19 protein-coding genes are annotated in these 25302 nt (G+C 65.9%); 3 read left to right on the top strand and 16 right to left on the bottom strand.

What is annotated here, in order from left to right; translation table 11 throughout:
- Positions 1 to 16 precede the first annotated feature (16 nt).
- The 16 genes from rpsS to rpoB form a co-directional block, all read right to left on the bottom strand.
- A complete protein-coding gene (gene rpsS / locus GV007_RS05100; RefSeq protein ID WP_068479286.1) occupies positions 17 to 298 on the bottom strand; it encodes a 30S ribosomal protein S19 in 282 nt (93 codons plus the stop codon).
- An 11-nt stretch (positions 299 to 309) separates the two neighbouring features.
- Entirely contained in the window at positions 310 to 1149 is an 840-nt protein-coding gene (rplB, locus tag GV007_RS05095) for a 50S ribosomal protein L2 (protein WP_160071260.1), read from the bottom strand.
- 25 nt (positions 1150 to 1174) lie between these two features.
- Positions 1175 to 1474, bottom strand: coding sequence for a 50S ribosomal protein L23 (gene rplW, locus GV007_RS05090; RefSeq protein ID WP_068479290.1), 300 nt, complete (start codon positions 1472 to 1474; stop codon positions 1175 to 1177).
- Positions 1471 to 2118 (bottom strand): 50S ribosomal protein L4, encoded by a 648-nt coding sequence (gene rplD, locus GV007_RS05085; protein WP_104307186.1) that lies wholly within the window; start codon positions 2116 to 2118, stop codon positions 1471 to 1473. The genes rplW and rplD overlap by 4 nt, the downstream gene beginning before the upstream one ends.
- Positions 2119 to 2124: 6 nt before the next feature.
- Positions 2125 to 2778 (bottom strand): 50S ribosomal protein L3, encoded by a 654-nt coding sequence (gene rplC, locus GV007_RS05080; protein ID WP_104242682.1) that lies wholly within the window; start codon positions 2776 to 2778, stop codon positions 2125 to 2127.
- Between the two features lie 8 nt (positions 2779 to 2786).
- Entirely contained in the window at positions 2787 to 3095 is a 309-nt protein-coding gene (rpsJ, locus tag GV007_RS05075) for a 30S ribosomal protein S10 (protein WP_068479296.1), read from the bottom strand.
- A 375-nt stretch (positions 3096 to 3470) separates the two neighbouring features.
- Complete coding sequence (locus GV007_RS05070) at positions 3471 to 5576, bottom strand: acyltransferase family protein (protein WP_160071259.1); 2106 nt, start codon at positions 5574 to 5576, stop codon at positions 3471 to 3473.
- 207 nt (positions 5577 to 5783) lie between these two features.
- Complete coding sequence (tuf, locus tag GV007_RS05065) at positions 5784 to 6977, bottom strand: elongation factor Tu (protein ID WP_104242686.1); 1194 nt, start codon at positions 6975 to 6977, stop codon at positions 5784 to 5786.
- 121 nt (positions 6978 to 7098) lie between these two features.
- On the bottom strand, positions 7099 to 9213 hold the full coding sequence (fusA, locus tag GV007_RS05060) for an elongation factor G (RefSeq protein WP_160071258.1): 2115 nt from the start codon (positions 9211 to 9213) through the stop codon (positions 7099 to 7101).
- A gap of 54 nt (positions 9214 to 9267) precedes the next feature.
- Entirely contained in the window at positions 9268 to 9738 is a 471-nt protein-coding gene (gene rpsG, locus GV007_RS05055; protein WP_068479304.1) for a 30S ribosomal protein S7, read from the bottom strand.
- Positions 9738 to 10112 (bottom strand): 30S ribosomal protein S12, encoded by a 375-nt coding sequence (rpsL, locus tag GV007_RS05050; protein WP_068479306.1) that lies wholly within the window; start codon positions 10110 to 10112, stop codon positions 9738 to 9740. The genes rpsG and rpsL overlap by 1 nt, the downstream gene beginning before the upstream one ends.
- A 261-nt stretch (positions 10113 to 10373) precedes the next feature.
- Positions 10374 to 10892: a hypothetical protein gene (locus GV007_RS05045; protein WP_160071257.1), complete on the bottom strand. Its 519-nt coding sequence runs from the start codon at positions 10890 to 10892 to the stop codon at positions 10374 to 10376.
- Positions 10893 to 10911: 19 nt separating this feature from the next.
- Positions 10912 to 11403 (bottom strand): hypothetical protein, encoded by a 492-nt coding sequence (locus GV007_RS05040; protein ID WP_160071256.1) that lies wholly within the window; start codon positions 11401 to 11403, stop codon positions 10912 to 10914.
- Positions 11400 to 13196 (bottom strand): hypothetical protein, encoded by a 1797-nt coding sequence (locus tag GV007_RS05035; protein WP_160071255.1) that lies wholly within the window; start codon positions 13194 to 13196, stop codon positions 11400 to 11402. Before GV007_RS05035 ends, GV007_RS05040 begins: the two co-directional genes overlap by 4 nt.
- A gap of 126 nt (positions 13197 to 13322) precedes the next feature.
- Complete coding sequence (locus tag GV007_RS05030; RefSeq protein WP_160071254.1) at positions 13323 to 17201, bottom strand: DNA-directed RNA polymerase subunit beta'; 3879 nt, start codon at positions 17199 to 17201, stop codon at positions 13323 to 13325.
- A gap of 48 nt (positions 17202 to 17249) precedes the next feature.
- Positions 17250 to 20738, bottom strand: coding sequence for a DNA-directed RNA polymerase subunit beta (gene rpoB / locus GV007_RS05025; protein WP_160071253.1), 3489 nt, complete (start codon positions 20736 to 20738; stop codon positions 17250 to 17252).
- A gap of 439 nt (positions 20739 to 21177) precedes the next feature.
- Between rpoB and GV007_RS05020 the strand changes: the two genes are divergently transcribed.
- The 3 genes from GV007_RS05020 (at position 21178) to GV007_RS05010 (ending at position 25265) form a co-directional block, all read left to right on the top strand.
- The gene (locus GV007_RS05020; RefSeq protein WP_104242700.1) at positions 21178 to 21465 is read left to right on the top strand and encodes a DUF1540 domain-containing protein; all 288 of its coding nucleotides are present in this window, start codon (positions 21178 to 21180) and stop codon (positions 21463 to 21465) included.
- A 178-nt stretch (positions 21466 to 21643) separates the two neighbouring features.
- Positions 21644 to 24172: a lamin tail domain-containing protein gene (locus tag GV007_RS05015; protein WP_160071252.1), complete on the top strand. Its 2529-nt coding sequence runs from the start codon at positions 21644 to 21646 to the stop codon at positions 24170 to 24172.
- A 274-nt stretch (positions 24173 to 24446) separates the two neighbouring features.
- Positions 24447 to 25265: a hypothetical protein gene (locus GV007_RS05010; RefSeq protein ID WP_160071251.1), complete on the top strand. Its 819-nt coding sequence runs from the start codon at positions 24447 to 24449 to the stop codon at positions 25263 to 25265.
- Positions 25266 to 25302: the final 37 nt, after the last annotated feature.

Here is a 25302-nt window from a genome sequence, read left to right as displayed (position 1 = left end):
CCTTCACGTCGCCGCGTTAGCGGCGACGACCCTTCTTGTCGTCCTTCTCGTGTCCACGGAAGGTGCGGGTCGGTGCAAACTCGCCGAGCTTGTGGCCGACCATGGTTTCGGTGACAAACACGGGGATGTGCTTGCGACCGTCGTGCACGGCGATGGTGTGGCCGAGCATGTCCGGCACGATCATCGATCGGCGCGACCAGGTCTTGATGACGTTCTTCGAGCCAGCTTCGTTCTGCTTGACCACCTTCTGGAAGAGGTGTTCGTCGACGAAGGGGCCCTTCTTGAGACTGCGAGGCATCTTCTGATCTCCTACTTACGCTTCTTGCCGGCAGGGCGACGGCGGACGATGAGCTTGTCGCTCTCCTTGTTGGGGCGACGGGTGCGGCCTTCTGGCTTACCCCAGGGGCTCACCGGGTGACGTCCACCGGATGTGCGGCCCTCACCACCACCGTGCGGGTGGTCGACCGGGTTCATGACGACACCACGGACCGTCGGGCGAACGCCGAGCCAGCGCTTGCGGCCGGCCTTGCCCAGGTTGATGTTCGACTGCTCGGCGTTGCCGACCTCGCCGATCGTCGCGCGGCAGCGCACGTCGACGTTGCGGACCTCGCCGCTCGGCAGACGCAGCTGGGCGTAGGGGCCGTCCTTCGCAACGAGGCGAACGGAGGCTCCGGCCGAGCGCGCCAGCTTCGCGCCGCCGCCTGGGCGGAGCTCGATGGCGTGGATGACCGTACCGGTCGGGATGTTGCGAAGCGGGAGGTTGTTACCCGGCTTGATGTCGGCGCCAGCGCCCGACTCGATGATGTCGCCCTGCTTGAGCTTGTTGGGAGCCAGGATGTAGCGCTTGGATCCGTCGAAGAAGTGCAGCAGCGCGATACGAGCGGTGCGGTTGGGGTCGTACTCGATGTGAGCGACCTTGGCGTTCACGCCGTCCTTGTCGTTACGACGGAAGTCGATGACGCGGTACTGGCGCTTGTGGCCACCACCGATGTGACGGGTCGTGATGCGTCCCTGGTTGTTGCGTCCACCCGACTTGGTGAGGGGGCGGAGCAGCGACTTTTCGGGAGTCGAGCGCGTGATCTCGGTGAACTCGGACACCGAGGCTCCACGACGACCTGGCGTCGTGGGCTTGTAATTGCGAATAGCCATGTGAATTCGTCCTCTGTGCTCTCGATTAACCGGCGTTCGAGAAGATGTCGATGGTGCCGGACTTGAGCGAGACGATGGCGCGCTTGGTGTCCTTGCGCTTGCCGAGCCCGAAGCGGGTGCGGCGCGTCTTGCCCGTGCGGTTCAAGGTGTTGACCTTGTCGACCTTGACGTCGAAGATCTGCTCGATAGCGAGCTTGATCTCGGTCTTGTTCGAACGGGGGTCGACCTCGAAGGTGTACTTGCCCTGGTCGATCAGGCTGTAGCTCTTCTCGGAGATCACCGGCGCGAAGATGATGTCGCGCGGGTCCTTGTTGTTTGCGCTCATGCGCCCTGCTCCTTGCTGGTCTTGCTCTCGACGAACGCGTCGTAAGCAGCCTTCGTGAAGAGGATGTCGTCCGAGACGAGGACGTCGTAGGCGTTGAGCTGGTCCACGAAGAGCACGTGAAGTGCCTGCAGGTTGCGGACGCTCAGGAGGCTGAGCTCGTCGCTGCGGTCGAGGACGACGAGGATGTTGCGTCCTGCCGCGACCTTCGCGATTGCTGCGGCTGCGACCTTGGTCGAGGCCTTCTCGCCCGTGACGAGGGAGTCGACGATGTGCAGGTGGCCACCGCGTGCGCGGTCGCTCAGTGCGCCGATGAGGGCGGCTGCAATCATCTTCTTGGGGGTGCGCTGCGAGTAGTCACGCGGCGTCGGTCCGTGGACGATGCCACCACCCTTGTGCTGCGGCATGCGGACCGAACCCTGACGGGCGCGGCCGGTGCCCTTCTGCTTGAACGGCTTGCGACCGGAGCCGGAAACCTCTCCACGGTTCTTCGTCTTGTGCGTGCCCTGACGAGCAGCCGCACGCTGTGCGACGACGACCTGGTGGATCAGCGGGACGTTGGTCTGCGCGTCGAAGATGGCGGCAGGCAGTTCGACCGAGCCGGACTTCTTGCCGGCTGCGTCGGTGACGTCAATCTTGGTTGCCATAGGAAACTAGGCCCCCTTCACTGCGTTGCGAACGAAAACGAGACGACCCTTGGGGCCGGGGACAGCACCCTTGACGAGGAGGATGCCCTTCTCGGCGTCGGCTGCGTGAACCGTGAGGTTCTGGACGGTGACGCGGTCGCCACCCATCCGGCCAGCCATGCGCGTGCCCTTGAAGACACGGCTGGGGGTCGCGGAGGCACCGATGGAGCCGGGGCGACGGTGGTTCTTGTGCGCACCGTGAGATGCGCCGACACCGGAGAAGTTGTGACGCTTCATGACACCGGCGAAGCCCTTGCCCTTGCTGGTGCCGACGACGTCGATCTTGGTGCCGGGTTCGAACGTGTCTGCGCCGAGCTCCTGACCGATCGTGTACGAGGCTGCATCAGCGGTGCGGAGCTCGGTGATGTGGCGGCGAGGCGTGACGCCCGCTGCTGCGAACTTGCCGGCTGCCGGCTTGTTCACCTTGCGGGGGTCGATCGCGCCTGCGGCGATCTGAACGGCTTCGTAGCCGTTCTTTTCGACGGTCATGATCTCGGTGACGACGTTGGTGCTCACCTGGATGACCGTGACGGGGACGAGACGGTTTTCAGCGTCCCAGACCTGGGTCATGCCGAGCTTCGTGCCCAGCAGACCCTTGAACGTCTTGGTAGCGGTAGACATGTGTTTCCCTAGAGCTTGATCTCGATGTTGACATCGGCCGGAAGGTCGAGGCGCATGAGCGAGTCGACGGCCTTCGGCGTCGGGTCGACAATGTCGATCAGACGCTTGTGGGTGCGCATCTCGAAGTGCTCGCGGCTGTCCTTGTACTTGTGAGGGCTACGGATCACAGCGATCACGTTCTTCTCGGTAGGCAGGGGCACCGGACCGATGACGGAGGCGCCAGCACGGGTTACGGTGTCGACGATCTTGCGCGCCGAGCTGTCGATGACCTCGTGGTCATACGACTTCAGTCGAATGCGGATCTTCTGTCCCGCCATGGTTGACTCTCTCTCTCAATGACGTGCCGCCATTGCGGCTTCGCATGCAACCCCGTGGCGTCTTCACGCCGGGATTCGCACCACTGTTTTTCTGTCAAGTTCACCTGCTCGGAGCACAGGAGTGTACTCAAGCTGATGGACGGCCTTCCGGATTCGACCTCGGTGAGGTGTCGTCCTTTGGCCGGAGCTTTGCTCTGCTGCCGGCGGCCTAAGCTGCACACCAGGCGTCTTGCGACGCGGGGCGCTTATGCACACTCCGGGCAGTGATTCGAACACACGACTAGCGCCGTGCCCCGAAATACTGAACTCACCGAGTTTAGACCGGCGAGGCCTGTTCTTGCAACCCGGGCGTGTCGCGGATTTCGAATCCGCGGGTCAGAACCCCTCCGGCGCGAGAACGCGGTCGCCGATGACCTTCGAGAGGTAGAGCGAGTACTGCCGCCCGATGTGGGTCGGGTCGCTGTGCACCGGCATCCCGGCGACGACGCTCGGGCAGACGCCGAGCACTCCGTCGCAGAACCAGGAGGCCGTCGGGACGACCGTCGCGCCCGACTCCCCCATGATCTCTGCGAGCTGGTTGGCGCGCAGCTGACGCTCCGCGCCGAACGGTGTCTCGCAGGAGCCGGCAGCCTGCGCCGGCGTCGACGCCTCCATGCACTCGTCCAGGTCCTGCGTGGGAGGGACCGAGTCGAGCCAGACGACATCGACGCCGAGCTCGGTCAGTTCGCGGACGTAGTCGCTCGAGCCCCGCCCGAGGTCCACGCCGATGTCATCGCTGAGGTGCTCGTATCCCTCGCCGACCCACCAGGCACCGTAGGAGATCACCACGAGATCGGGAAGGCGCTCGGCCGCGAGGTCGACAACCCACTCGTTGTGCCCCTCGCAGGTCTCGCGGTAGTGGTCGATGCTGTCGAGCGCCGCGCCGGAGGTGAACGGACACATCGAGAGGCCCATGAGCTGCAGGCGGGTGTCCTCCCCGAGCGCCTCCCGGAAACCAGGAGCCCAGGTCACGGCCTGCGAATCCCCGACGAGCCACACCTCGCGTTCAGCATCAGAGCTTCCGTAGGCACAGCGATCCAGTGCGTCCTCGGAGGCGACCGAGACGCAGTCGTCGAGCTCCCACTCCTCGCTGCGTGCCTCGGCACCCGTGATGAGGCTTCCATCCGGCACGGTCGGCTGGGCTGCCGCCTCCGCGACCACTGCGGAGAGCTCGTCGAGGTTGTCCACTGCCGGTGCGAGCTCGATGGCCTCGATGGCCTCTTCGTGGACCTGCGGAGCGATCTGGACTCCGGCAAAGGCGACCAGCGCGACGAGCGGCACGGTCACCGAGGTGATGAGCCTCGGGTTCGGCTTCCACTTCGGGGCGGAGGCGTCGACCTGCGCGACCGGGTTCCTCACCCGACCGACCATCTTCAGCAGGCGGGACGTCACCCAGGCGACCGCTATGGAGACTGCGAGCAGGATCACGCCATCGAAGAAGGAGACCGGCTCCGCACGCTCCGGGAAGAGATCCACGAAGAGCTTGAGGATCGGCCAGCTCCAGAGGTAGAGGCCGTAGGAGAACCCACCGAGCCAGACGAGTGGCTTCCAGGTGAGCAGCCGGTTGCCTCCCGTGGGGGCGCCCGAGGCACCTGCGATGAGAACGAGCAGCGCGCCACCGACCGGGTAGAGCGCGATGAGTCCCGGGTACGGCCACTCGCTCGGCAGCAGCCCGGCGGTGAGGACCAGGAGGAGCCCGACGCTGCCGATCACAGCGCGCACGGCCTTGGGAAGATGGATGCGCGTGATGACCAGCGCCGCGATGGCGCCGATGCCGAACTCCCAGAGCCGCGCCCACGTGCTGTAGTAGGTCGGAACGGGGTCGACGGCGACGCCGTTCAGCGCGTAGGCGAACGATGCTGCGGTGAGGAGCACGAAGCCCACGGTGGCGACTCGGCGGACCGGCCAGCGCCCCACCTTCGCGATGAGGCCGAGCAGCAGGACGAATCCGAGCAGCAGGAGCGTCGACTGCCCTTGGACGGACATCGCCCAGAAGTGCTGGACGGCCGACTTGTCGTGTCCCGCCGCAATGTAGTCAGTCGCATCCCCCGCGAGGCGCCAGTTCTCCCAGTAGGTTGCGGCGGCGAAGACGTCGGTGACGTTCCGCTGGAACGACAGCGCCGGCGCCGTGAGCAGCAGCACGACCGAGACGACGAGCAGCACGAGTCCGGCCATCGGGAACAGCCGAGTGGCCGTGCGCTTGACGTACTGCCAGGCGCGGATGCTCCCCCGTCGCTCGAGCTCGCCGACCAGCGTCGTCGCAAGCAGGAAGCCACCGAGGACGAAGAAGAGGTCGACACCGCCAGAGACCGTGCCGAACCACATGTGGAACGACGCGACGAGGAGCGAGGCGATCGCCCGAAGGCCCTGGATGTCCGAGCGGTAGCGATTCGGCTCCGGTCGAGCTGGCACGCTCGTCGGGCGTTCTGCGCGTACGGACATACGTCGTGCTCCCTGACTGCACTGAGGCGATGGATGGCCCTCGGCTGGGGATGCGGAGGTGACCGATCAGCGCCAGGGAAGGGGCAGGCTTCGACCCGGCACACGAGAGACGAGTGTAGCTCGCATCTCGACTCCGTGAAAACGGATGAAAACACGAAATGGGGCCGGACCCGAAGGTCCGACCCCACTGCGAAGTGAGCTGGAAGCTTACTTGTTGATCTTCGTCACCGTGCCGGCGCCGACCGTGCGGCCACCCTCACGGATTGCGAAGCCGAGGCCCTCTTCCATGGCGATCGGCTGGATGAGCTCGACCGTCATGTCCGTGGTGTCACCAGGCATGATCATTTCCTTGCCCTCGGGCAGGGTGATGACGCCGGTCACGTCCGTGGTGCGGAAGTAGAACTGCGGGCGGTAGTTCGTGAAGAACGGGTTGTGACGTCCACCCTCGTCCTTCGAGAGGATGTATGCAGTTCCCTCGAAGTTCGTGTGCGGCGTAACGGAACCGGGAGCGACGATGACCTGACCGCGCTCGACGTCCTCACGCTTGGTGCCACGAAGGAGCAGACCACAGTTCTCACCGGCCCACGCCTCGTCGAGCTGCTTGTGGAACATCTCGATACCCGTGACGGTCGTCTTGACGGTCGGACGGAGTCCGACGATCTCGACGTCCGAGTTGATGGCGAGCGTGCCACGCTCGGCGCGACCCGTGACGACGGTTCCACGACCGGTGATCGTGAAGACGTCCTCGACGGGCATGAGGAACGGCTTGTCCTTGTCGCGGACGGGCTCCGGCACGTTGTCGTCGACAGCCTGCATGAGCTCGACGATCTTCTCGGCCCAAGCCTCGTCGCCCTCAAGCGCCTTGAGGCCGGAGACCTGGACGACAGGAGCGTCGTCGCCGGGGTAGTCCTGGCTCGAGAGGAGCTCGCGAACCTCGAGCTCGACGAGCTCCAGGATCTCCTCGTCGTCAACCATGTCGGCCTTGTTCAGCGCGACGACCAGGTACGGCACGCCGACCTGCTTCGCGAGCAGCACGTGCTCACGCGTCTGAGCCATGGGGCCGTCGGTTGCGGCGACCACGAGGATTGCGCCATCCATCTGCGCAGCGCCCGTGATCATGTTCTTGATGTAGTCGGCGTGACCCGGAGCATCGACGTGAGCGTAGTGACGCTTGGGCGTCTCGTACTCGACGTGGGAGATGTTGATCGTGATACCGCGCTGACGCTCTTCCGGAGCGGAGTCGATCGACGCGAAGTCACGCTGCACGTTGGTCGCCGAAGGGTACTTGTCAGCAAGCACCTTCGAGATCGCTGCGGTGAGCGTGGTCTTGCCGTGGTCGACGTGACCGATCGTTCCGATGTTTACGTGCGGCTTGGTCCGCTCGAACTTGGCCTTGGCCACTGTGGTCCTCCTAGGACGTCGTTGGTGTCCATCCGCCAATGATGCAGAAGGACTTCCGGGTTTTCAGTGATGAATGTTACCCGCTCGGGCGACGCGCTGCGTCACCCGAGCCGGTAGAGGCTTATTCGCCCCGGTTCTTCTGGATGATCTCCTCGGCAACGGCCTTGGGGACCTCGGAGTAGGTTTCGAACGTCATCGAGTACACGGCGCGACCAGAGGTCTTGCTGCGCAGGTCACCGATGTATCCGAACATCTCCGACAGCGGTACGAGTGCACGCACTACCTTCACGCCACTGGCATCTTCCATCGACTGGATCTGGCCGCGGCGGGAGTTCAGGTCGCCGATCACGTCGCCCATGTACTCCTCAGGAGTACGGACCTCGACCGACATGAGCGGCTCGAGGATGACGGGACCGGCCTTGGGGGCTGCTTCCTTGAACGCGATCGAGCCCGCGATCTTGAACGCCATCTCCGAGGAGTCGACGTCGTGCGCAGCACCATCGAGGAGCGACGCCTTGACGCCGACCATCGGGTAGCCGGCGAGGACGCCGACCTGCATGGCGTCCTGGATGCCAGCATCCACGGATGGGATGTACTCACGAGGCACGCGACCACCGGTGACGGCGTTCACGAACTCGTAGGTCTTCTCCGCATCCATCTCAAGCGGCTCGAGCTTGATCTGGATCTTGGCGAACTGGCCGGAGCCACCCGTCTGCTTCTTGTGGGTGTAGTCGAACTTCTCGACGACCTTCGTGAGCGTCTCGCGGTAGGCGACCTGGGGCTTGCCCACGTTCGCCTCGACCTTGAACTCGCGCTTCATGCGGTCGACGAGGATGTCGAGGTGGAGCTCGCCCATGCCCTTGATGACCGTCTGACCGGTCTCCTGGTCGAGCATGACGCGGAACGTCGGGTCTTCCTCGGCCAGCTTCTGGATAGCCGTTCCCAGCTTCTCCTGGTCGGCCTTGGTCTTCGGCTCGATCGCGACCTCGATGACGGGGTCCGGGAAGGTCATCGACTCGAGGACGATCTGCTTGTCCGGGTCGCTCAGGGTGTCACCGGTCATGGTGTCCTTGAGGCCGATGACGGCGTAGATGTGTCCAGCGGTCATCGACTCGACCGGGTTCTCCTTGTTGGCGTGCATCTGGAAGATCTTCCCGATGCGCTCCTTCTTGCCCTTCGAGGAGTTCACGACCTGCGCGCCGGACGGGACGTGTCCCGAGTAGACGCGCGTGTAGATGAGGCGACCGAAGAACGGGTGCACCGCGATCTTGAACGCGAGGGCCGCGAAGGGCTCGTCGGCGCTCGGACGACGCGTGAGCTCCTCCGACTCGTCGCGCGGGTTCATGCCGATGACGGCAGGAACGTCGAGCGGCGACGGGAGGTAGTCGACGACGGCATCGAGCATCGGCTGGACGCCGCGGTTCTTGAACGCGGAGCCGCAGAGCACCGGGTACATCTCGCTCGTGACGGTGAGCTTGCGGATGGCTGCCTTGATCTCAGGAATCGAGATCTCCTCGCCGGCGAAGAAGCGCTCCATGAGCGCGTCGTCGGTCTCGGCGACGGCCTCGAGAAGCTTCGTGCGGTACTCTTCCGCGCGCTCCTTGAGGTCTTCCGGGATCTCCTGGGTCTCGTAGGCGGCACCCAGGGTGGTGTCACCCTTGGAGTCGCTCGGCCAGACCTTGGCGTTCATCTCGACCAGGTCGACGACGCCGATGAAGTCGTTCTCAGCGCCGATGGGGAGCTGGATGACGAGCGGCTTCGCGCCGAGGCGGTTGACGATCGTGTCGACCGTGAAGTAGAAGTCAGCGCCGAGCTTGTCCATCTTGTTGACGAAGCAGATTCGCGGAACGTCGTACTTGTCAGCCTGACGCCAGACGGTCTCCGACTGGGGCTCAACGCCCTCCTTGCCGTCGAACACGGCGACAGCACCGTCGAGGACGCGGAGCGAACGCTCCACCTCGACGGTGAAGTCGACGTGACCAGGCGTGTCGATGATGTTGATCTGGTTCTTCTTCCAGAACGACGTCACAGCAGCGGAGGTGATCGTGATGCCACGCTCCTGCTCCTGCTCCATCCAGTCCGTCGTCGAGGCGCCATCATGCGTCTCGCCGAGCTTGTGGTTGACACCGGTGTAGAACAGGATGCGCTCGGTGGTTGTCGTCTTGCCAGCATCGATGTGCGCCATGATGCCGATGTTGCGGACCTTGTTCAGGTCAGTAAGCACGTCCTGTGCCACGGGTGTCCTCCGAAAGGATTGAAGCGAGAGTGGTGAGGGCTACCAGCTGCTGGATTACCAGCGGTAGTGCGCGAAGGCCTTGTTCGACTCGGCCATCTTGTGCGTGTCTTCACGGCGCTTCACCGCGGCGCCGAGGCCGTTGGATGCGTCGAGGATCTCGTTCGTGAGGCGCTCGGTCATCGACTTCTCGCGACGGTTCTTCGCGTAGCTCGTGAGCCAGCGGAGAGCGAGCGTGTTGGCGCGGTGAGGCTTGACCTCGACCGGGACCTGGTAGGTCGAGCCACCGACGCGGCGCGAGCGAACCTCGAGCGTGGGGCGCACGTTGTCGAGCGCCTTCTTGAGGGTCGCGACTGCGTCGAGCTCGGACTTGGCAGCGACACCCTCGAGTGCGTCGTAGACGATGCGCTCGGCGAGGCCCTTCTTGCCATCAAGAAGAATCTTGTTGACGAGCTGGCTGACGATGGGGGCGCCGTACACGGGGTCGGCGACCACGGGGCGCTTGGGGGCTGGACCCTTGCGTGGCATTACTTCTTCTCCATCTTCGCGCCGTAACGGCTGCGAGCCTGCTTGCGGTTCTTCACTGCCTGGGTGTCAAGTGCACCGCGGACGATCTTGTACCGCACACCCGGGAGGTCCTTCACACGGCCGCCACGGACGAGCACCATCGAGTGCTCCTGGAGGTTGTGGCCCTCACCTGGGATGTAGGCGGTCACCTCGGTGCCGTTCGACAGCTTGACACGGGCAACCTTGCGGAGCGCCGAGTTCGGCTTCTTAGGCGTCGTCGTGTAGACGCGGGTGCAAACCCCGCGCTGCTGAGGGTTGGCCTTCAGGGCTGGCGTCTTGGACGCCGACGCCTTGGGGCGGCGGCCCTTGCGGACCAACTGCTGAATTGTTGGCACGAATAATCTCCTTGGTTTTGTACTGCGTGATCGTGGTAAGCACGATTCCTGTGCCTACGAGGCACTGTTTGCCTCTTGATAACCGACCGGCGGTACAAAATCTCTGGTATCGCTGGTTGGTGAAGCGGTGGCAGTCGAGGCGACTGGCGTTGCTTACAGTTGCGCGTCGAGCTGCGGTTTTACGCAGTTTCAACGTTCGCACGGTTTTGGGCGCGACAGGGCGCGCGCACCGAAAAATCCTACCCCGTCAGTTTTGCAGGGTCAAGCCACACCCCGATCGCGTCCAGACGGACGCGCGGTCGAGAGGAGCACGGCGACGATCACGATGATCGCGAGTGGCACGATCGCGATCCCGAACGGACTCGTGGAGAGGCCCACGGCGACCTGTCCCGGAAGGGCGGAGAGCGCATCCGACTCCCCCGGCTCCGGCCGGGAGCTCGAGACCGCGATGCCGGCCATGATCGCGAACGAGAGCCAGGCCAGCAAGCCACCGGGAAGTGACACCCACAGCGAACCCGGCTTGCCGAGGAACCTCCTCCGGAGGGCGAAAGCCGCGGAGAGCCCGACCACGACGGTCGCGGCCGCGACGGCCAGTGGGGCCACGAGGACACCGACGCCAGGCAGCTCGATGACATCCCGATCGAGGCCGAGGGAGACGAATCCCCACGTGGCGATCACCAGCGAGGCGAACACGAGGCCGCTCACCGCACCCCACGTCGCGGCCCTCCCCCACGAGGAGCCAGGATCAGGCGGCAGCTCGGCGTCGAAGCGTTCGATCATGACCTCGCGGCCGCCTTCCTCAGGACGCGACCTCGACCTGCAGGCCGCGGACGATGCGCGCGATGTCCTTGCCGATGTGCGCCGATTGTCCCGCGGTGCTCGTCCCGACCGCCGTCACGATCTCCGTGACGGGCCCACGGTGCAGGATGACCATCTTCGAGCGCACTTCGAGTCCGCCGAGCCTCGGGTCGCGCTGCGTGGACTCGACGTAGTGGGAGAGCTGGGGCTGGTCGAGCGTCTCCGCGGAGCGCTCCTTGCCACCCCCCTGTGTGATGCGCTGCCGGAGCACGGTGAGCGCATCCTCTGGCGAGATCGTTCCCGGCCACCGCTCGATCGTGACGAGCACGTTCGGGTTGAATCCATTGGTCGCCACGAGGTGACGCGCGCCGAGCACGGACCCCGCCCACTGGAGCGGCTCCCAGCCGGCAGGCACGTCGAGGGACACCGTTGGGAAGGCGGGGAACTCCTCGCTCGGCAACGTCAGTCGTCGCAGCTGGGTTCCTTCACTCACTCTGCCGCTCCGTTCGCCTCGGCGGTCTCGGCCGCGCGCTCTGCCATGCGCTTCTCATAGCTGAGCTTGGCCCTGCGGTTCGCACGGGACACCCGTCGTCCGCGTGCCGCCGCGATGCCACCGACCCAGGTGAAGGCCTCACGGGCCGCGATGGCCGCGACGAGCGCCGTGAGCAGGTGCTCGGAGGCGCCGAACTTCGCGATCACCTCGTCGATCCGGATGCTCGAGAGCGGGAGCCCATCCGCGAGGTGCTGCTGCAGTGCGGCGCCGAAGTAGTAGCCGAGGACGACAAGCGCGGCCGCGAGGAAGCCCCCGAGCACGTAAGCCCACCAGCCAGCCCGATTCACGATGAGCGCCCAGATGACTCCGAAAGCGGCGAAGACCGTCACCGGCACCGTGAAGGCCGCCGTTATGGCGAACTCCGAGGCCTCGCCGATCGGGTCGAGGCCGGCATTGAACGCCGTCCGGAGCAGAGCGAAGGCGAGGAGGTACAGGGCGGCGAACACCACAGCCGCGACCAGCGCGACGAACACGGCGAACATCCGGTTCCCGCGCTTCTTGGGCTTCACGGGCGCGAGGTCGTCACTGTCAGTAGGGGCGGAGAGACGCAGCGGGGCGAAAGTCGCGTCATCCGTCGACGGCGACGTTGCGACGGCTCCAGCGGCGCGCTCGTCGTCGTCTGAGTCGTCGAGGCGCTCAGATGGGCGCGTGGCGTCATCCTCTGCGTCATTCGAGGAGACCTCTGCCCCCGGGTCTCCGTCCGCCTCAGCGAGCCCCTCTGGAGCCTCTGCGTCCACCACGGGCACAACTGGGTCCGTGACCGACGCGCTCTCGAGGACATCGACCCGCTCCGTGACGGTGACGGCTTCGACCGTCTCCCCGTCGTCGGCAAGCTGCTCGGTCACCGTCTCCGTGACGACGACCTCCGCCTTCGCGGCACTGTCGGTCTCCGTTTCAGTCTCCGTGGCCGCTGCCCGCTTGCCGTCCAGCGCTGCTGAAGCGACCGGGGCAGCGGCGCTCACCGCTGCGACGCGAGCCGCGGTGCGGTCGATCTCCAAGGTCCTGCGGGGAGCGTCGAGCTCGTCCTCGGGGGCGGTTGCCGAACCGGCAGCGTCCACCGTGATCGCGGCAACGGATTCGGCGCCGATGGCATCGGCAGCGAGCTCCTGGGCAGGGACCGGCTCCGTCACCGGGAATTCTGCCGCGTCATCCTCCTCGGCGTCCACTCGGTCCACGACAGGGACGGAATCGTAGGTGTCGACGAGGTGCTCACTGCTATCGGAGCGGACGTCGCCTGGCTCGGCGGCCTCCGACCGCACCGAGGCCCCTTCCTCGAGATCCGGAGACGAGGCGGCGTCACCATCCATCTGCTCTGGGACGGCGTGGGACTCCTCGGCAGACAGCTCGGTTGCATCCCGATCCGGCTGGTAACCGAGCACAGCTGCCAGCTCCTCGCGGTCCAGGCCCACCGTGGCGTTGGGGTCTGCGGCCTCGGCAGGCGGCGCGCCGTCTGCCGCCAGCGGGTCGGAGAAGGCGACCGCGACGTCGTCCTGCGGGGCGAGTGCCGGATCGGTCGGTGCCTCAGCCCGTCCGTCGAACGCGAGGTCGTCCCCCGCGAGCACATCGCCAGAGCGCACGTCCCCGTCTTCGCCGATGCCTCGGCTGCGCGCGAGCGCGGCCTCCAGCTGGTCCTGGGCGTCTGAAAGCTCTCGGGGCTCGCCCGTCCCTCCGCCGGCCTCCGGCTGCGGGCCGTCATCGAAGGGCTGGCGAGGCGCGCGCGTGTCGTCACTCATGAGGCCAACGTTAGGGCCGTCCGCACACATCGGGTCGGTGACAAGCCGCAGACGCACGAACGCCCCCACCCGAGACGGGTAGGGGCGTTCGCGTTGGAGCTGCGTCGAATCGACGCGAGCGAGTGACTAGCTGAAGTTGGATCCGCCGAAGTCGTCGCTCGAGAAGGCCTCGAAGTCCACGAAGGTGAGGTCGTTCTCGTCGAAGCTGCCCTCGTCGGCACCGAACGGGTACCGCTCGGCGCGCGCCTCGTCGGTCGGCTCGACCGACATCTCGCGGTACTTGGTGAGACCAGTACCGGCCGGGATGAGGCGTCCGATGATGACGTTCTCCTTCAGGCCCACCAGCGGATCGGTCGTCGCTTCCATGGCGGCCTGCGTGAGGACGCGGGTCGTCTCCTGGAACGAAGCTGCCGAGAGCCACGACTCGGTCGCAAGCGACGCCTTCGTGATTCCCATGACTTCCTGACGGCCGGTCGCGGGCTTGCGGCCCGACATGACGGCTGCGCGGTTGATGGAAGCGAAGCGCTGTCCATCAGCCAGCTCACCCGGCAGCATGTCGGTCTCGCCGTGGTCGATGACCGTGATCTTCCGGAGCATCTGACGGACGATGACCTCGATGTGCTTGTCGTGAATCGGCACACCCTGCGAACGGTAGACGCCCTGCACGCCGCTGACGAGGTACTTCTGCACCTCGCGAGCGCCCTTGACGCGCAGCACGTCCTTCGGGTCGATGGGACCCTCGTGCAGCTGCTGGCCGTGCTCGACGTGCTGGCCATCCTCGACGAGGAGCTCAGCGCGCTTCAGCACCGGGTAGATGTGCGGCTCGTCGCCGTTGTCCGGGATGAGGACGATCTTGCGCGACTTGTCGGTGTCCTGGATCTCGATGCGACCAGCGGCCTCGGCGAGCGGCGATGCGCCCTTCGGGGTGCGGGCCTCGAAGAGCTCCTGGACACGCGGCAGACCCTGCGTGATGTCACCGGCGCTCGACACACCACCGGAGTGGAAGGTACGCATCGTGAGCTGGGTGCCCGGCTCGCCGATGGACTGTGCCGCGATGATGCCGACTGCCTCGCCGATGTCGACGAGGTTGCCCGTGGCGAGCGAGCGGCCGTAGCACGCCGCGCAGACGCCGACGCTGGACTCGCACGTGAGGACGGAGCGGATCTTGACCTCGGTGATGCCCGCATCCATGAGCTGGTCGATGACGACGTCGCCCATGTCGGTGCCTGCAGCTGCGACGACGTTGCCGTCGGCGTCGACTGCGTCGACCGAGATGCTGCGGGCGTAGACCGCGTTCTCCACGTTGTCGTCGACGACGATCTCGCCGCCATCGGTGATGTGGGCGATCTGGATGTCGAGACCACGTGCGGTGCCGCAGTCGTCCTCACGGATGATGACGTCCTGCGAGACGTCGACGAGTCGACGCGTCAGGTAACCCGAGTCGGCCGTACGGAGAGCCGTGTCGGCCAGACCCTTACGGGCACCGTGAGTCGAGATGAAGTACTCGGCAACCGTCAGGCCCTCGCGGTACGAGTGCACGATCGGGCGAGGAATGGTCTCACCCTTCGGGTTGGCGACCAGGCCGCGCATACCGGCGATCTGGCGAACCTGCAGCCAGTTTCCGTTTGCACCTGCCGTGACCATGCGGTGGATGGAGTTGGTCGACGGGAAGGCCGCCTGCATCTCGTCGGCGACGAGCGCGGTTGCAGCTTCCCACTTCTTGATGACCTCTTCGCGATACTCCTGCTCGGAGATCGCGCCCATGACCTGCCACTCGTTGCGCAGCTCGGCAACCTCGGCCTCGGTGCGCTCGACGATCTCGCGCTTCGAGTCAGGCGTCACGAGGTCGCTCAGCGCGATCGAGATGCCCGAGCGGGTCGCCCAGTAGAAGCCGGAGTCCTTGATGCGGTCGAGGGTCTCTGCGACCTCGTCCTTCGAGTACCGCTCCGCGAGGTAGTTGACGACACCGGACAGACGTCCCTTGGTCATCGTGTCCTCGACGTAGGGGTAGTCGGAAGGAAGCAGCTCGTTGAAGCGAGCCCGGCCGAGCGTCGTCTCGACGAGCACGGTCTCTCCCTGGACGTAGCCCTCTGGAGCCTTGCCCTCTTCGAACGTGATGCCCGTGAGGCGGAGCCTGATGGGTGCGTTGAGGTCGAGCGAGCCCTGGTCGAACGCCATGATCGCCTCGGCCGTGGACGAGAAGACTCGTCCAGCGCCCTCGACGTCGTCCTGCAGCGTCGTCAGGTGGTACAGACCCGCGACCATGTCCTGCGAAGGCAGGGTGACGGGGCGGCCATCCGACGGCTTGAGGATGTTGTTCGACGCGAGCATGAGCACGCGAGCCTCAGCCTGAGCCTCGACCGACAGGGGCAGGTGGACTGCCATCTGGTCACCGTCGAAGTCGGCGTTGAACGCCGCGCAGACGAGCGGGTGCAGCTGGATCGCCTTGCCCTCGACGAGGAGCGGCTCGAACGCCTGGATGCCCAGACGGTGCAGCGTGGGTGCACGGTTGAGCAGCACGGGACGCTCGCGGATGACCTCTTCGAGGACGTCCCACACCTCGGGCTTCGCGCGCTCGACCGCGCGCTTGGCTGCCTTGATGTTGGAAGCGTGCTGCAGGTCGATCAGGCGCTTGATGACGTACGGCTTGAACAGCTCGAGCGCCATCTGCTTGGGGAGACCGCACTGGTGCATGCGCAGCTGCGGGCCCACGATGATGACCGAACGGCCCGAGTAGTCGACTCGCTTGCCGAGGAGGTTCTGACGGAAGCGGCCCTGCTTGCCCTTCAGCATGTCGCTGAGGGACTTGAGAGCGCGGTTGCCGGTGCCCGTGACGGGGCGGCCACGACGACCGTTGTCGAACAGCGCGTCGACCGACTCCTGGAGCATGCGCTTCTCGTTGTTCACGATGATCTCGGGAGCACCGAGGTCGAGCAGGCGGCGGAGACGGTTGTTGCGGTTGATCACACGACGGTAGAGGTCGTTGAGGTCGCTCGTTGCGAAGCGGCCACCGTCGAGCTGCACCATGGGGCGGAGCTCCGGCGGGATGACCGGGACGACATCGAGCACCATCGCGGCGGGGCTGTTGCCCGTCGCCAGGAACGACGAGACGACCTTGAGTCGCTTGATGGCACGGATCTTCTTCTGACCCTTGCCCTCAGCGATCTGCGTGCGAAGGAGCTCGCCTTCGGCCTTGAGGTCGAAGTTCTGCAGGCGCTTCTGGATCGACTCCGCGCCCATGAAGGCCTCGAAGTAGTCGCCGTAGCGGTCGACGAGCTCGTGGAAGTCGGTGTCCTCAGGCTTGAGCTCACCGACCTTCAGGTTCTTGAACGACTCGAAGACGCGCTCGACGCGGGTGATGTCCTCGTCGAACCCCTTGCGGAGCTGACCCATCTCCTTCTCGCCGGCGTCCTTCGTCTTGCGAAGCTGGTCTGCCTTGGCGCCCTCTGCCTCGAGAGCACCGAGCTCCTCTTCGAGCCGGAGCATGCGAGCCGCGATGGCCGCATCCTTCTGGTCGTTGAGGCTCTTGAGCTCAAGACGCATCTCGCTCTCGAGACCGCTGAGGTCGTCGCGACGACCCTCGGTGTCGACGGAGATGACCATGTACGCGGCGAAGTAGATGACCTTCTCGAGGTCCTTCGGCGCCATGTCGAGGAGGTATCCGAGACGGCTCGGAACGCCCTTGAAGTACCAGATGTGCGTGACGGGCGCTGCGAGCTCGATGTGGCCCATGCGCTCACGGCGCACAGCCGACTTCGTGACCTCGACGCCGCATCGCTCACAGACGATGCCCTTGAAGCGCACGCGCTTGTACTTGCCGCAGGCGCACTCCCAGTCGCGGGAAGGGCCGAAGATCTGTTCGCCGAACAGGCCGTCCTTCTCGGGCTTGAGCGTGCGGTAGTTGATGGTCTCGGGCTTCTTGACCTCGCCGTACGACCACTTGCGAATGTCATCTGCCGTGGCTAGGCCGATGCGCAGTTCATCAAACTTGGTTGCATCCAACAATGCTGTTGTCTCCTTGTGAAGAATGAGTCTTCGTCGTGTCGGGGAGGCTTAGATCTCGTCGACGGACGAGGACTCGAAGCGGCTGGAGATGTTGATGCCGAGTTCTTCGGCGGCCCGGTAGGCCTCGTCGTCGTTGTCGCGGAGGCTCAGCGCTGTTCCGTCGGCCGAGAGGACCTCGACGTTCAGGCACAGCGACTGCATCTCCTTGAGGAGAACCTTGAAGGACTCGGGGATACCCGGCTCCTGGATGTTCTCGCCCTTGACGATGGCCTCGTAGGCCTTGACGCGTCCGACGATGTCGTCGGACTTGATGGTGAGGAGCTCCTGGAGCGTGTACGCGGCGCCGTATGCGTAGAGCGCCCACACCTCCATCTCACCGAAGCGCTGTCCACCGAACTGCGCCTTACCACCGAGTGGCTGCTGCGTGATCATCGAGTACGGACCCGTCGAACGCGCGTGGATCTTGTCATCCACGAGGTGGTGCAGCTTCAGGATGTACATGTAGCCGACGGAGATCGGGTCTGGGAAGGGCTCTCCGGAGCGGCCGTCGAACAGGACGGTCTTTCCGGTCGAGTTGATGAGGCGGTCGCCGTCGCGCGTCTTGAGCGTCGAGTCGAGGAGGCCCGTGAGCTCTTCCTCGGTCGCGCCGTCGAAGACGGGGGTTGCGAGCTTGACGCCCGGCGTTCCCTCGTAGGCCTCGGGAACGAGGTTCTTCGCCCACTCGGGCTCGCCCTCGATCTTCCAGCCGGTCTTCGCAACCCAGCCGAGGTGCGTCTCGAGCACCTGACCGAAGTTCATGCGCTTCGGGATGCCGAGCGGGTTGAGCACGATGTCGAGCGGAGTTCCATCGGCGAGGAACGGCATGTCCTCTTCCGGCAGGATCTTCGCGATGACGCCCTTGTTGCCGTGGCGGCCAGCGAGCTTGTCGCCTTCGGTGATCTTGCGCTCCTGGGCGATGTACACGACAACGCGCTGGTTGACGCCCGAGCCGAGCTCGTCGTCGCCCTCCTCGGAGTCGAAGACCTTCACCTGGATGATGGTGCCGGCTTCACCGTGAGGAACCTTGAGCGAGGTGTCGCGCACTTCGCGGCTCTTCTCGTTGAAGATGGCGCGGAGGAGTCGCTCTTCTGCGCTGAGCTCGGTCTCGCCCTTCGGCGTGACCTTGCCGACGAGGATGTCACCGGGCTGGACCTCTGCACCGATGCGGATGATGCCGCGCTCGTCGAGGTCCTTCAGGAGCTCGGGCGAGACGTTGGGCAGATCGCGCGTGATCTCTTCCTTGCCGAGCTTGGTGTCGCGAGCGTCGACCTCGTACTCCTCGATGTGGATCGAGGAGAGCGTGTCGTTCTTCACCAGGTTCTGGCTGAGGATCATGGCGTCTTCGAAGTTGTGGCCTTCCCACGGCATGAAGCCGACGAGGAGGTTCTTGCCGAGCGCGAGCTCGCCATTCTCCGTCGCGGGTCCATCCGCGATGACCATTCCCTCTTCGACGCGCTCGCCGGCCGAGACGACAACACGGTGGTTGTAGCAGGTGCCGTGGTTCGAGCGGTCGAACTTGCGGAGGAAGTAGGACTCGGTTCCACCCTCGTCGAGCTGCAGGACGACGTGGTCGGCCGAGACCGACTGCACGACACCTGCGCGGTTCGCCGTGATGACGTCACCGGCGTCGATGGCCGCGAAGCCCTCCATACCGGTTCCGACGACAGGGCTCTCGCTGCGAACGAGCGGGACGGCCTGACGCTGCATGTTGGCGCCCATGAGCGCGCGGTTCGCATCGTCGTGCTCGAGGAACGGGATGAGGCTCGTCGCGACCGACACCATCTGGCGCGGCGAGACGTCCATGTAGTTGACCTCGCCGGCTGGGACGAGCTCGACCTCTCCGCCCTTGCGTCGGACGAGGACCTCGTCCTCGACGAAGTGGCCGTCTGCCCCGATGGGAGCGTTGGCCTGCGCGACGACGTACTCGTCTTCCTCGGATGCGGTCAGGTAGTCGACCTGCTCCGTGACCTTGGTCTCGACGACACGGCGGTACGGCGTCTCGATGAAGCCGAACGCGTTGATGCGCGCGAACGTCGCGAGCGAGCCGATGAGGCCGATGTTCGGGCCTTCAGGCGTCTCGATGGGGCACATGCGTCCGTAGTGGGACGGGTGGACGTCACGGACCTCGACGCCGGCACGCTCACGCGAGAGACCGCCGGGCCCGAGGGCCGAGAGGCGACGCTTGTGCGTGAGACCCGCGAGCGGGTTGTTCTGGTCCATGAACTGCGAGAGCTGGGACGTTCCGAAGAACTCCTTGATCGCGGCGACGACGGGGCGCACGTTGATCAGGGTCTGCGGCGTGATCGCCTCGATCTCCTGCGTGGTCATGCGCTCGCGGACGACGCGCTCCATGCGGCTGAGGCCCGTGCGGACCTGCGACTGGATGAGCTCGCCGACGGCGCGGATGCGACGGTTGCCGAAGTGGTCGATGTCGTCGACGTCGAGGCGGATGTCGGCGGGCTCGCCGCCGCGCTTGCCATCGAACTTCTCGTCACCAGCGTGCAGCGCGACGAGGTACTTGATCGTCGAGACGATGTCCTCGACGGTCAGGACCGACTCGCTGATCGCGGACTCGATGCCGAGCTTGCGGTTGATCTTGTAGCGACCGACCTTCGCGAGGTCGTAGCGCTTCGAGTTGAAGTAGAAGTTGTCGAGGAGCGCACGCGCGGCTTCCGTCGCGACCTGCTCGCCCGGACGCAGCTTGCGGTAGATGTCCTTGAGGGCATCTTCCTTGGTGCGGATGTCGTCCTTCTCGAGCGTGAGCTCGATGGACTCGTATCCGGCGAACTGCTCGCGGATCTCGTCGGTCGTGAGGCCGAGGGCCTTCATGAAGACGGTGACCGACTGCTTGCGCTTGCGGTCGATGCGAACGGCGACCTGGTCGCGCTTGTCGATCTCGAACTCGAGCCAGGCTCCACGGCTCGGGATGATGCGGGCCGAGAAGACGTCCTTGTCGCTGGTCTTCTCAGGGGTGCGCTCGAAGTAGACGCCCGGGCTGCGAACGAGCTGCGAGACGACGACACGCTCGGTGCCGTTGATGATGAACGTTCCCTTGCTCGTCATGAGCGGGAAGTCGCCCATGAAGACCGTCTGGGTCTTGATCTCGAGCGTCTGGTGGTTCATGAACTCGGCCTCGACGTAGAGAGGCGCGGAGTACGTCTTGCCGCGCTCCTTGCACTCCTCGAGGGAGTACTTCTCGGGCTCGAGGTACGGGTTGGTGAAGCTCAGCTGCATCGTCTCGCCGAGGTCCTCGATGGGAGAGATCTCTTCGAAGATCTCGTCGAGGCCTGAGCGGAGAGCGACGTCGGTGCGGCCTTCAGCCTGCGCCTTAGCGAGGCGCTGCTTCCAGGCGTCGTTGCCGACGAGCCAGTCGAAGGATTCGGTTTGCAGGGCGAGAAGATCTGGGACATCGAGTGTGTCGCTGATCTTCGCGAATGAGAGTCGGCGTGCATTCCGACCGGTCGTAGGCGTCGGAGATGCGTTGCGCGCAGCAGCCAAGGAAGTTCCCTCCACGATCCCGCGGATTCCGCGAGATGCCAGTAGTGTCGTCGGTGAGGTTCCGCCACGTTTCACGATGTACAAGGCGTGCCCATCGCCAACGGACGCGGTCGAGGAAGACCCGCGAAGAAGTTGGTGAGAGAAGCACTGCCAGGCCGACCGCAATATGAAGGCATGGTGAGACGAAGCGCAAACATCGAGTGTATGCGCCGTTTGGTGGTATGTCTACCCCGACCTTGCCTCAATCTGAATTCTCAGGTATAACGCGCTGGCCGATGGCGTTCGTGCTCCACCGAGCTCACCCGTCCGAGGCAGGCAAGGCTCTGCTCAGCAAGGGGACCCTGGCCTTATCAGAAAGGTGCCACGGAGTCCAGTGTCGGCTTGAGTACCGGCCTCTCCGGCTCCTACCGTGGGATCAACCCAACATCGGAGGCACACCATGACACTGCTCGATCTTCCCAACGTCAGCACCTGTTCAGTTGCCGGCTGCTCGTTCAACCACGACGGCTGCCACGCGCCCGCGGTGACCATCGACGGCCACGAGGGCTGCGCCACGTTCATTCCACTCGACCGCAAGGGCGGCCTCGACAAGGTCATCGCCGGCGTCGGCGCCTGCCAGTCGACCGACTGCCGCTTCAACAAGGACCTCACGTGCACCGCTCCGGCGATCCGCGTGGGCGCGCAGGGCAGCGATGCCGCTGACTGCCTCACCTACGAAGCCGCCTGACCGCCCCACGGCCCCGTTCCGAAGCGCCGACCTCCGCAAGGAGGCCGGCGCTTCGGCGTTCTCCTGCTGTTCAGGTGCTCGCTACCGCCACGGCACCCGCTCCCGCTTCGATGGGGGAGGCGCATGCGCTCGCCCCGAGCGCACTTCGCTTCATTCCCGAGCGCAGAGGAGCGCGTGCGTGCAAGCACAACGAATCACCCTGGCGGCCTTCGTCGCCGCCATCATCGGCGGAGGTGCGGCCCTGGCAGTTCCCATGTCGGCGAATGCGGCCACCTCCCCCGCGCCCCACCCGACCGGCGTCGTCATCAACGAGGTCGAGTCCGACGGCGACACGACCGACTGGATCGAGCTCAAGAACACGGGCGAGGTCCCCGTCGACATCTCCGGGTGGGCGGTCAAGGACAACGACGACACCCGCGACTTCCGCTTCCCGGCCGGCACGAGCATCCAGCCGGGCGCTCACCTCGTCGTGGACGACCTCCAGTTCGGCTTCGGGCTCGGCAAGGAGGACGAAGCACGGGTCTTCGACGCCTCGTCGACCCTCGTCGACTCCCACTCGTGGGCGCAGCACGCGGATGTCAGCTACGCGCGACTCCCCGACGGCACGGGCGACTTCGCCCAGACGACAGCGAGCAGCAGGGGCGCAGCGAACCGCGACGCCCCCGCGGTCGGCTCCGTCGTCATCAACGAGATCGAATCCTCGGGCGGGGAGCCGGGCGACTGGGTCGAGCTCTTCAACCCGGGCATCGGCGCGATCGATCTGGGCGGCTACGTCTTCACCGACAACTCCCCGGAGGACACCACCCACCGCTCTGCGCTGGCGGAGGGCACGACCCTGCAGCCCGGGGACTACCTCGTGATCGAGGAGGCCGACTTCGCCTTCGGCCTGGGCGGCGGCGACAGCGCGATGCTCTTCGCGCCGGACGGGACCACGCTCGTGGACGAGTACTCCTGGACGCAGCACGCGGCGACCAGCTACGGCCGCTCCCCGAACGGCACCGGTGCCTTCACGGAGACCTCGGAGCCCACCAAGGGAGCCGAGAACCTCTTCGCCGGCGTCGCCCCCACCTCCCCCGTGGTCATCAACGAGGTCGAGTCGAACGGCGGCACCCCGGGAGACTGGGTCGAGGTCTACAACCGCAGCGCGGAGACGGTGGACATCTCCGGCTGGACGATCGTGGACGACAACGCAGGCCACACGCCCGCGCCCGCCCCCGCATCCACCGTGCTCGCACCCGGCGAGTTCTACGTCTACGAGGAGAGCCGCCTCGGTTTCGGGCTCGGCAGCGGGGACAGCGCCACGCTGGCCGACCCCAGCGGAACGATCGTCGACACGACCACCTGGATCGACCACGCCGAGGTGAGCTGGGCCCGCTGCGCCGACGGCGACGGCGACTTCCGCGCGACGACGGCTTCGACCAAGGGTGCGCTGAACGCGTGCTCCGACGTGCCCGTCGAGACGCCTGGACCCACGGCTCCCGCGCCCGAGCCCTGGACCGGCTCCCCCGAGGTGACTCCCATCGCGAGCGACATCACGCTCGGCGAGGACATGTCCGGCCTCGAGTACCAGTACTCCCCTGAAGGCAGCACGCTCTGGGCTGTCGACAACGGCACAGGCGGCCTGTACCGCTTCGACGTCGCGGTCGACGGCGGCGTCACCCCGGCGGCAGGCTGGGAGCAGCCCAAGCGGGTTCGCTTCCAGGCGGATGCGGAAAACCCGGCTGCTGCGGGCCCTGACGCCGAGGGCGTGACGGTCTCGGCCGAGCAGCCCGAGTCGGTCTACATCGGCTCGGAGCGCGACAACTCGGACAAGTCGACGAACAAGAACACGATCCTCAAGGTCGACCTCGGCGACGCAAGCGGCCCCGACGTCGTCGCGGCAGCCGAGTGGGACCTCACCGCGAGCCTGCCCCAGGTCGGCGCCAATACAGGCATCGAGGCCATCGAGTGGGTGGCGGACAGCGAGCTCGAGGGGCGCCTCCTCGATGAGCGCACGGGGGCGCCGTACGACTCCGCGAACTACCCGGGCGCCGACGGCCTGTTCTTCGTCGCCGTCGAGGAGACCGCTGGCGTGTACGCCTACGCGCTCTTCGATGACGGCACCGCCGCGCGCATCGCGACGCTGGAGTCGGGCCTCGGCGGCGTCATGGCCCTCGACTACGACGAGTCGACGCAGACCCTGTGGGGCATGTGCGACAACGGCTGCGGCGGAACGAGCGCGCTCTTCCAGTTCGGCGCGGCAGACGGCGCCGCCGGCTACTCCGTGACGCACGTGGCACGCCCTGCCGGCCTGCCGGACACCAACAACGAGGGCTTTGCGATCGCGGCTAACGAGACCTGCATCGACGGCACTCGCGCAGCGTACTGGCTCGAGGACGGCGTGAAGTCGGACGCTCTCAAGCAGGGCGCGGTCGCGTGCGCCCCGCTCGCGACGCCCGACCCCACGGAGACTGCCGGACCCACGGAGACGCCCGGACCCACGGAGACGCCCGTCGGCACGGAGGCTCCGAGCGCGACGACGGCGCCGGGCGCGACCGCGGGCTCCGGTGGCGCTTCGAGCGGTGGAAGCGACGCGGATGGCGAGGCTGTCGGCACGGGCACCACGCTGGCGACGACGGGTGCAGAGCACCTCGCCATCATCACGCTGACCGCCCTCGCAGCACTCGCTCTCGGAGGCGTGGCGCTCGCACGCCGCCGCGACGCGTAGCGGCACCAGCTCGACGAGCACAGCATTCGACGCACTGGGGGCAGGGGCATTCGTGCCTCTGCCCCCAATGCTCTTGCCACGCTTCCCACCACGCTCATCGCCGGGCACGCGCACGCGCCAGCACCGGCCGTGCATCCGGGCAGTGCTCCCCCGCATGCACGCCGGATGCCCCTGTTCCGTTAGCGTGTCTTCCAGCAGATCGACTCCGTCGGGTCGCGAGGAAGCGCCCCAGCTGAGCTCGGACACGCCAAGCCCCGCATCGAAGGAGACCCCCGTGAAGAAGCTCATGCGCTCGTCGGCGCTCGCGTTCACCGCCCTGTTCCTGCTCTCCGGATGCGCGCTCGTCGACCAGATGTCCGGCAACGAGGCTCCGGAGGTCGAGACGACCTCGAGCGCCACCAGCGGGACCACGACGGCAGCGCCGACGGAAACGGAACCCGCGGGAACGGGCGACACCGGCGCCTTCGCCGTCACCTACTCGTGTCGCATGGCCGACACCCGCAACTTCGCGGAGGCCCCCTCCGACCTCGCCGAGATCTGGGCGCTCGGAGACGATGTCACGCGCTGCACCGGCAAGTCGAACGGCGGCACCACGTTCTCGGAGACCGAGCAGAAGGCCCTCGATGCCCTCGGCCAGGCGGCCACGGACGACGACAAGGAGGCCGCCCCAGACGACGTGCGCCTCGCCGACGTGTACGCGCTGTGCGCCACCCCTGGCTTCTACTTCGCGATCTCACCGGGCATCTCCACCGACGAGCAGGCCTCGCAGCTCGAATCCGCCCTCATTCTCTGCCCTGAGCACCCCGACGCCGACGCCGCCAGGACCTCGCTCAACACCTACGATGCCAACGTCACCGCAGGCAACGACGGCACTCGTTTCAACGACGGGGTCTGGCAGGTTGGCGAGGAGATCAAGCCGGGCACCTACAAGCCGGAGTCGCCCAGCGACAACTGCCGCTGGTTCCGCTACGACGACAAGGGCGACTGGATCGAGTCCTCCTACGACAAGGTGCAGACCGAGATCGTCGTCACGATCGCCGCGACCGACGGCACGTTCGAGTCCCGCAACTGCGGATACTGGCGAGCATCCTGACCCTCGGCTCCACGACGAAAGGCGTGCCCCCTCGAGA

Source organism: Pseudoclavibacter sp. 8L (assembly GCF_902506465.1).
GTDB lineage: Bacteria > Actinomycetota > Actinomycetes > Actinomycetales > Microbacteriaceae > Pseudoclavibacter.
This window is presented reverse-complemented; position numbering and strand designations above follow the sequence as displayed.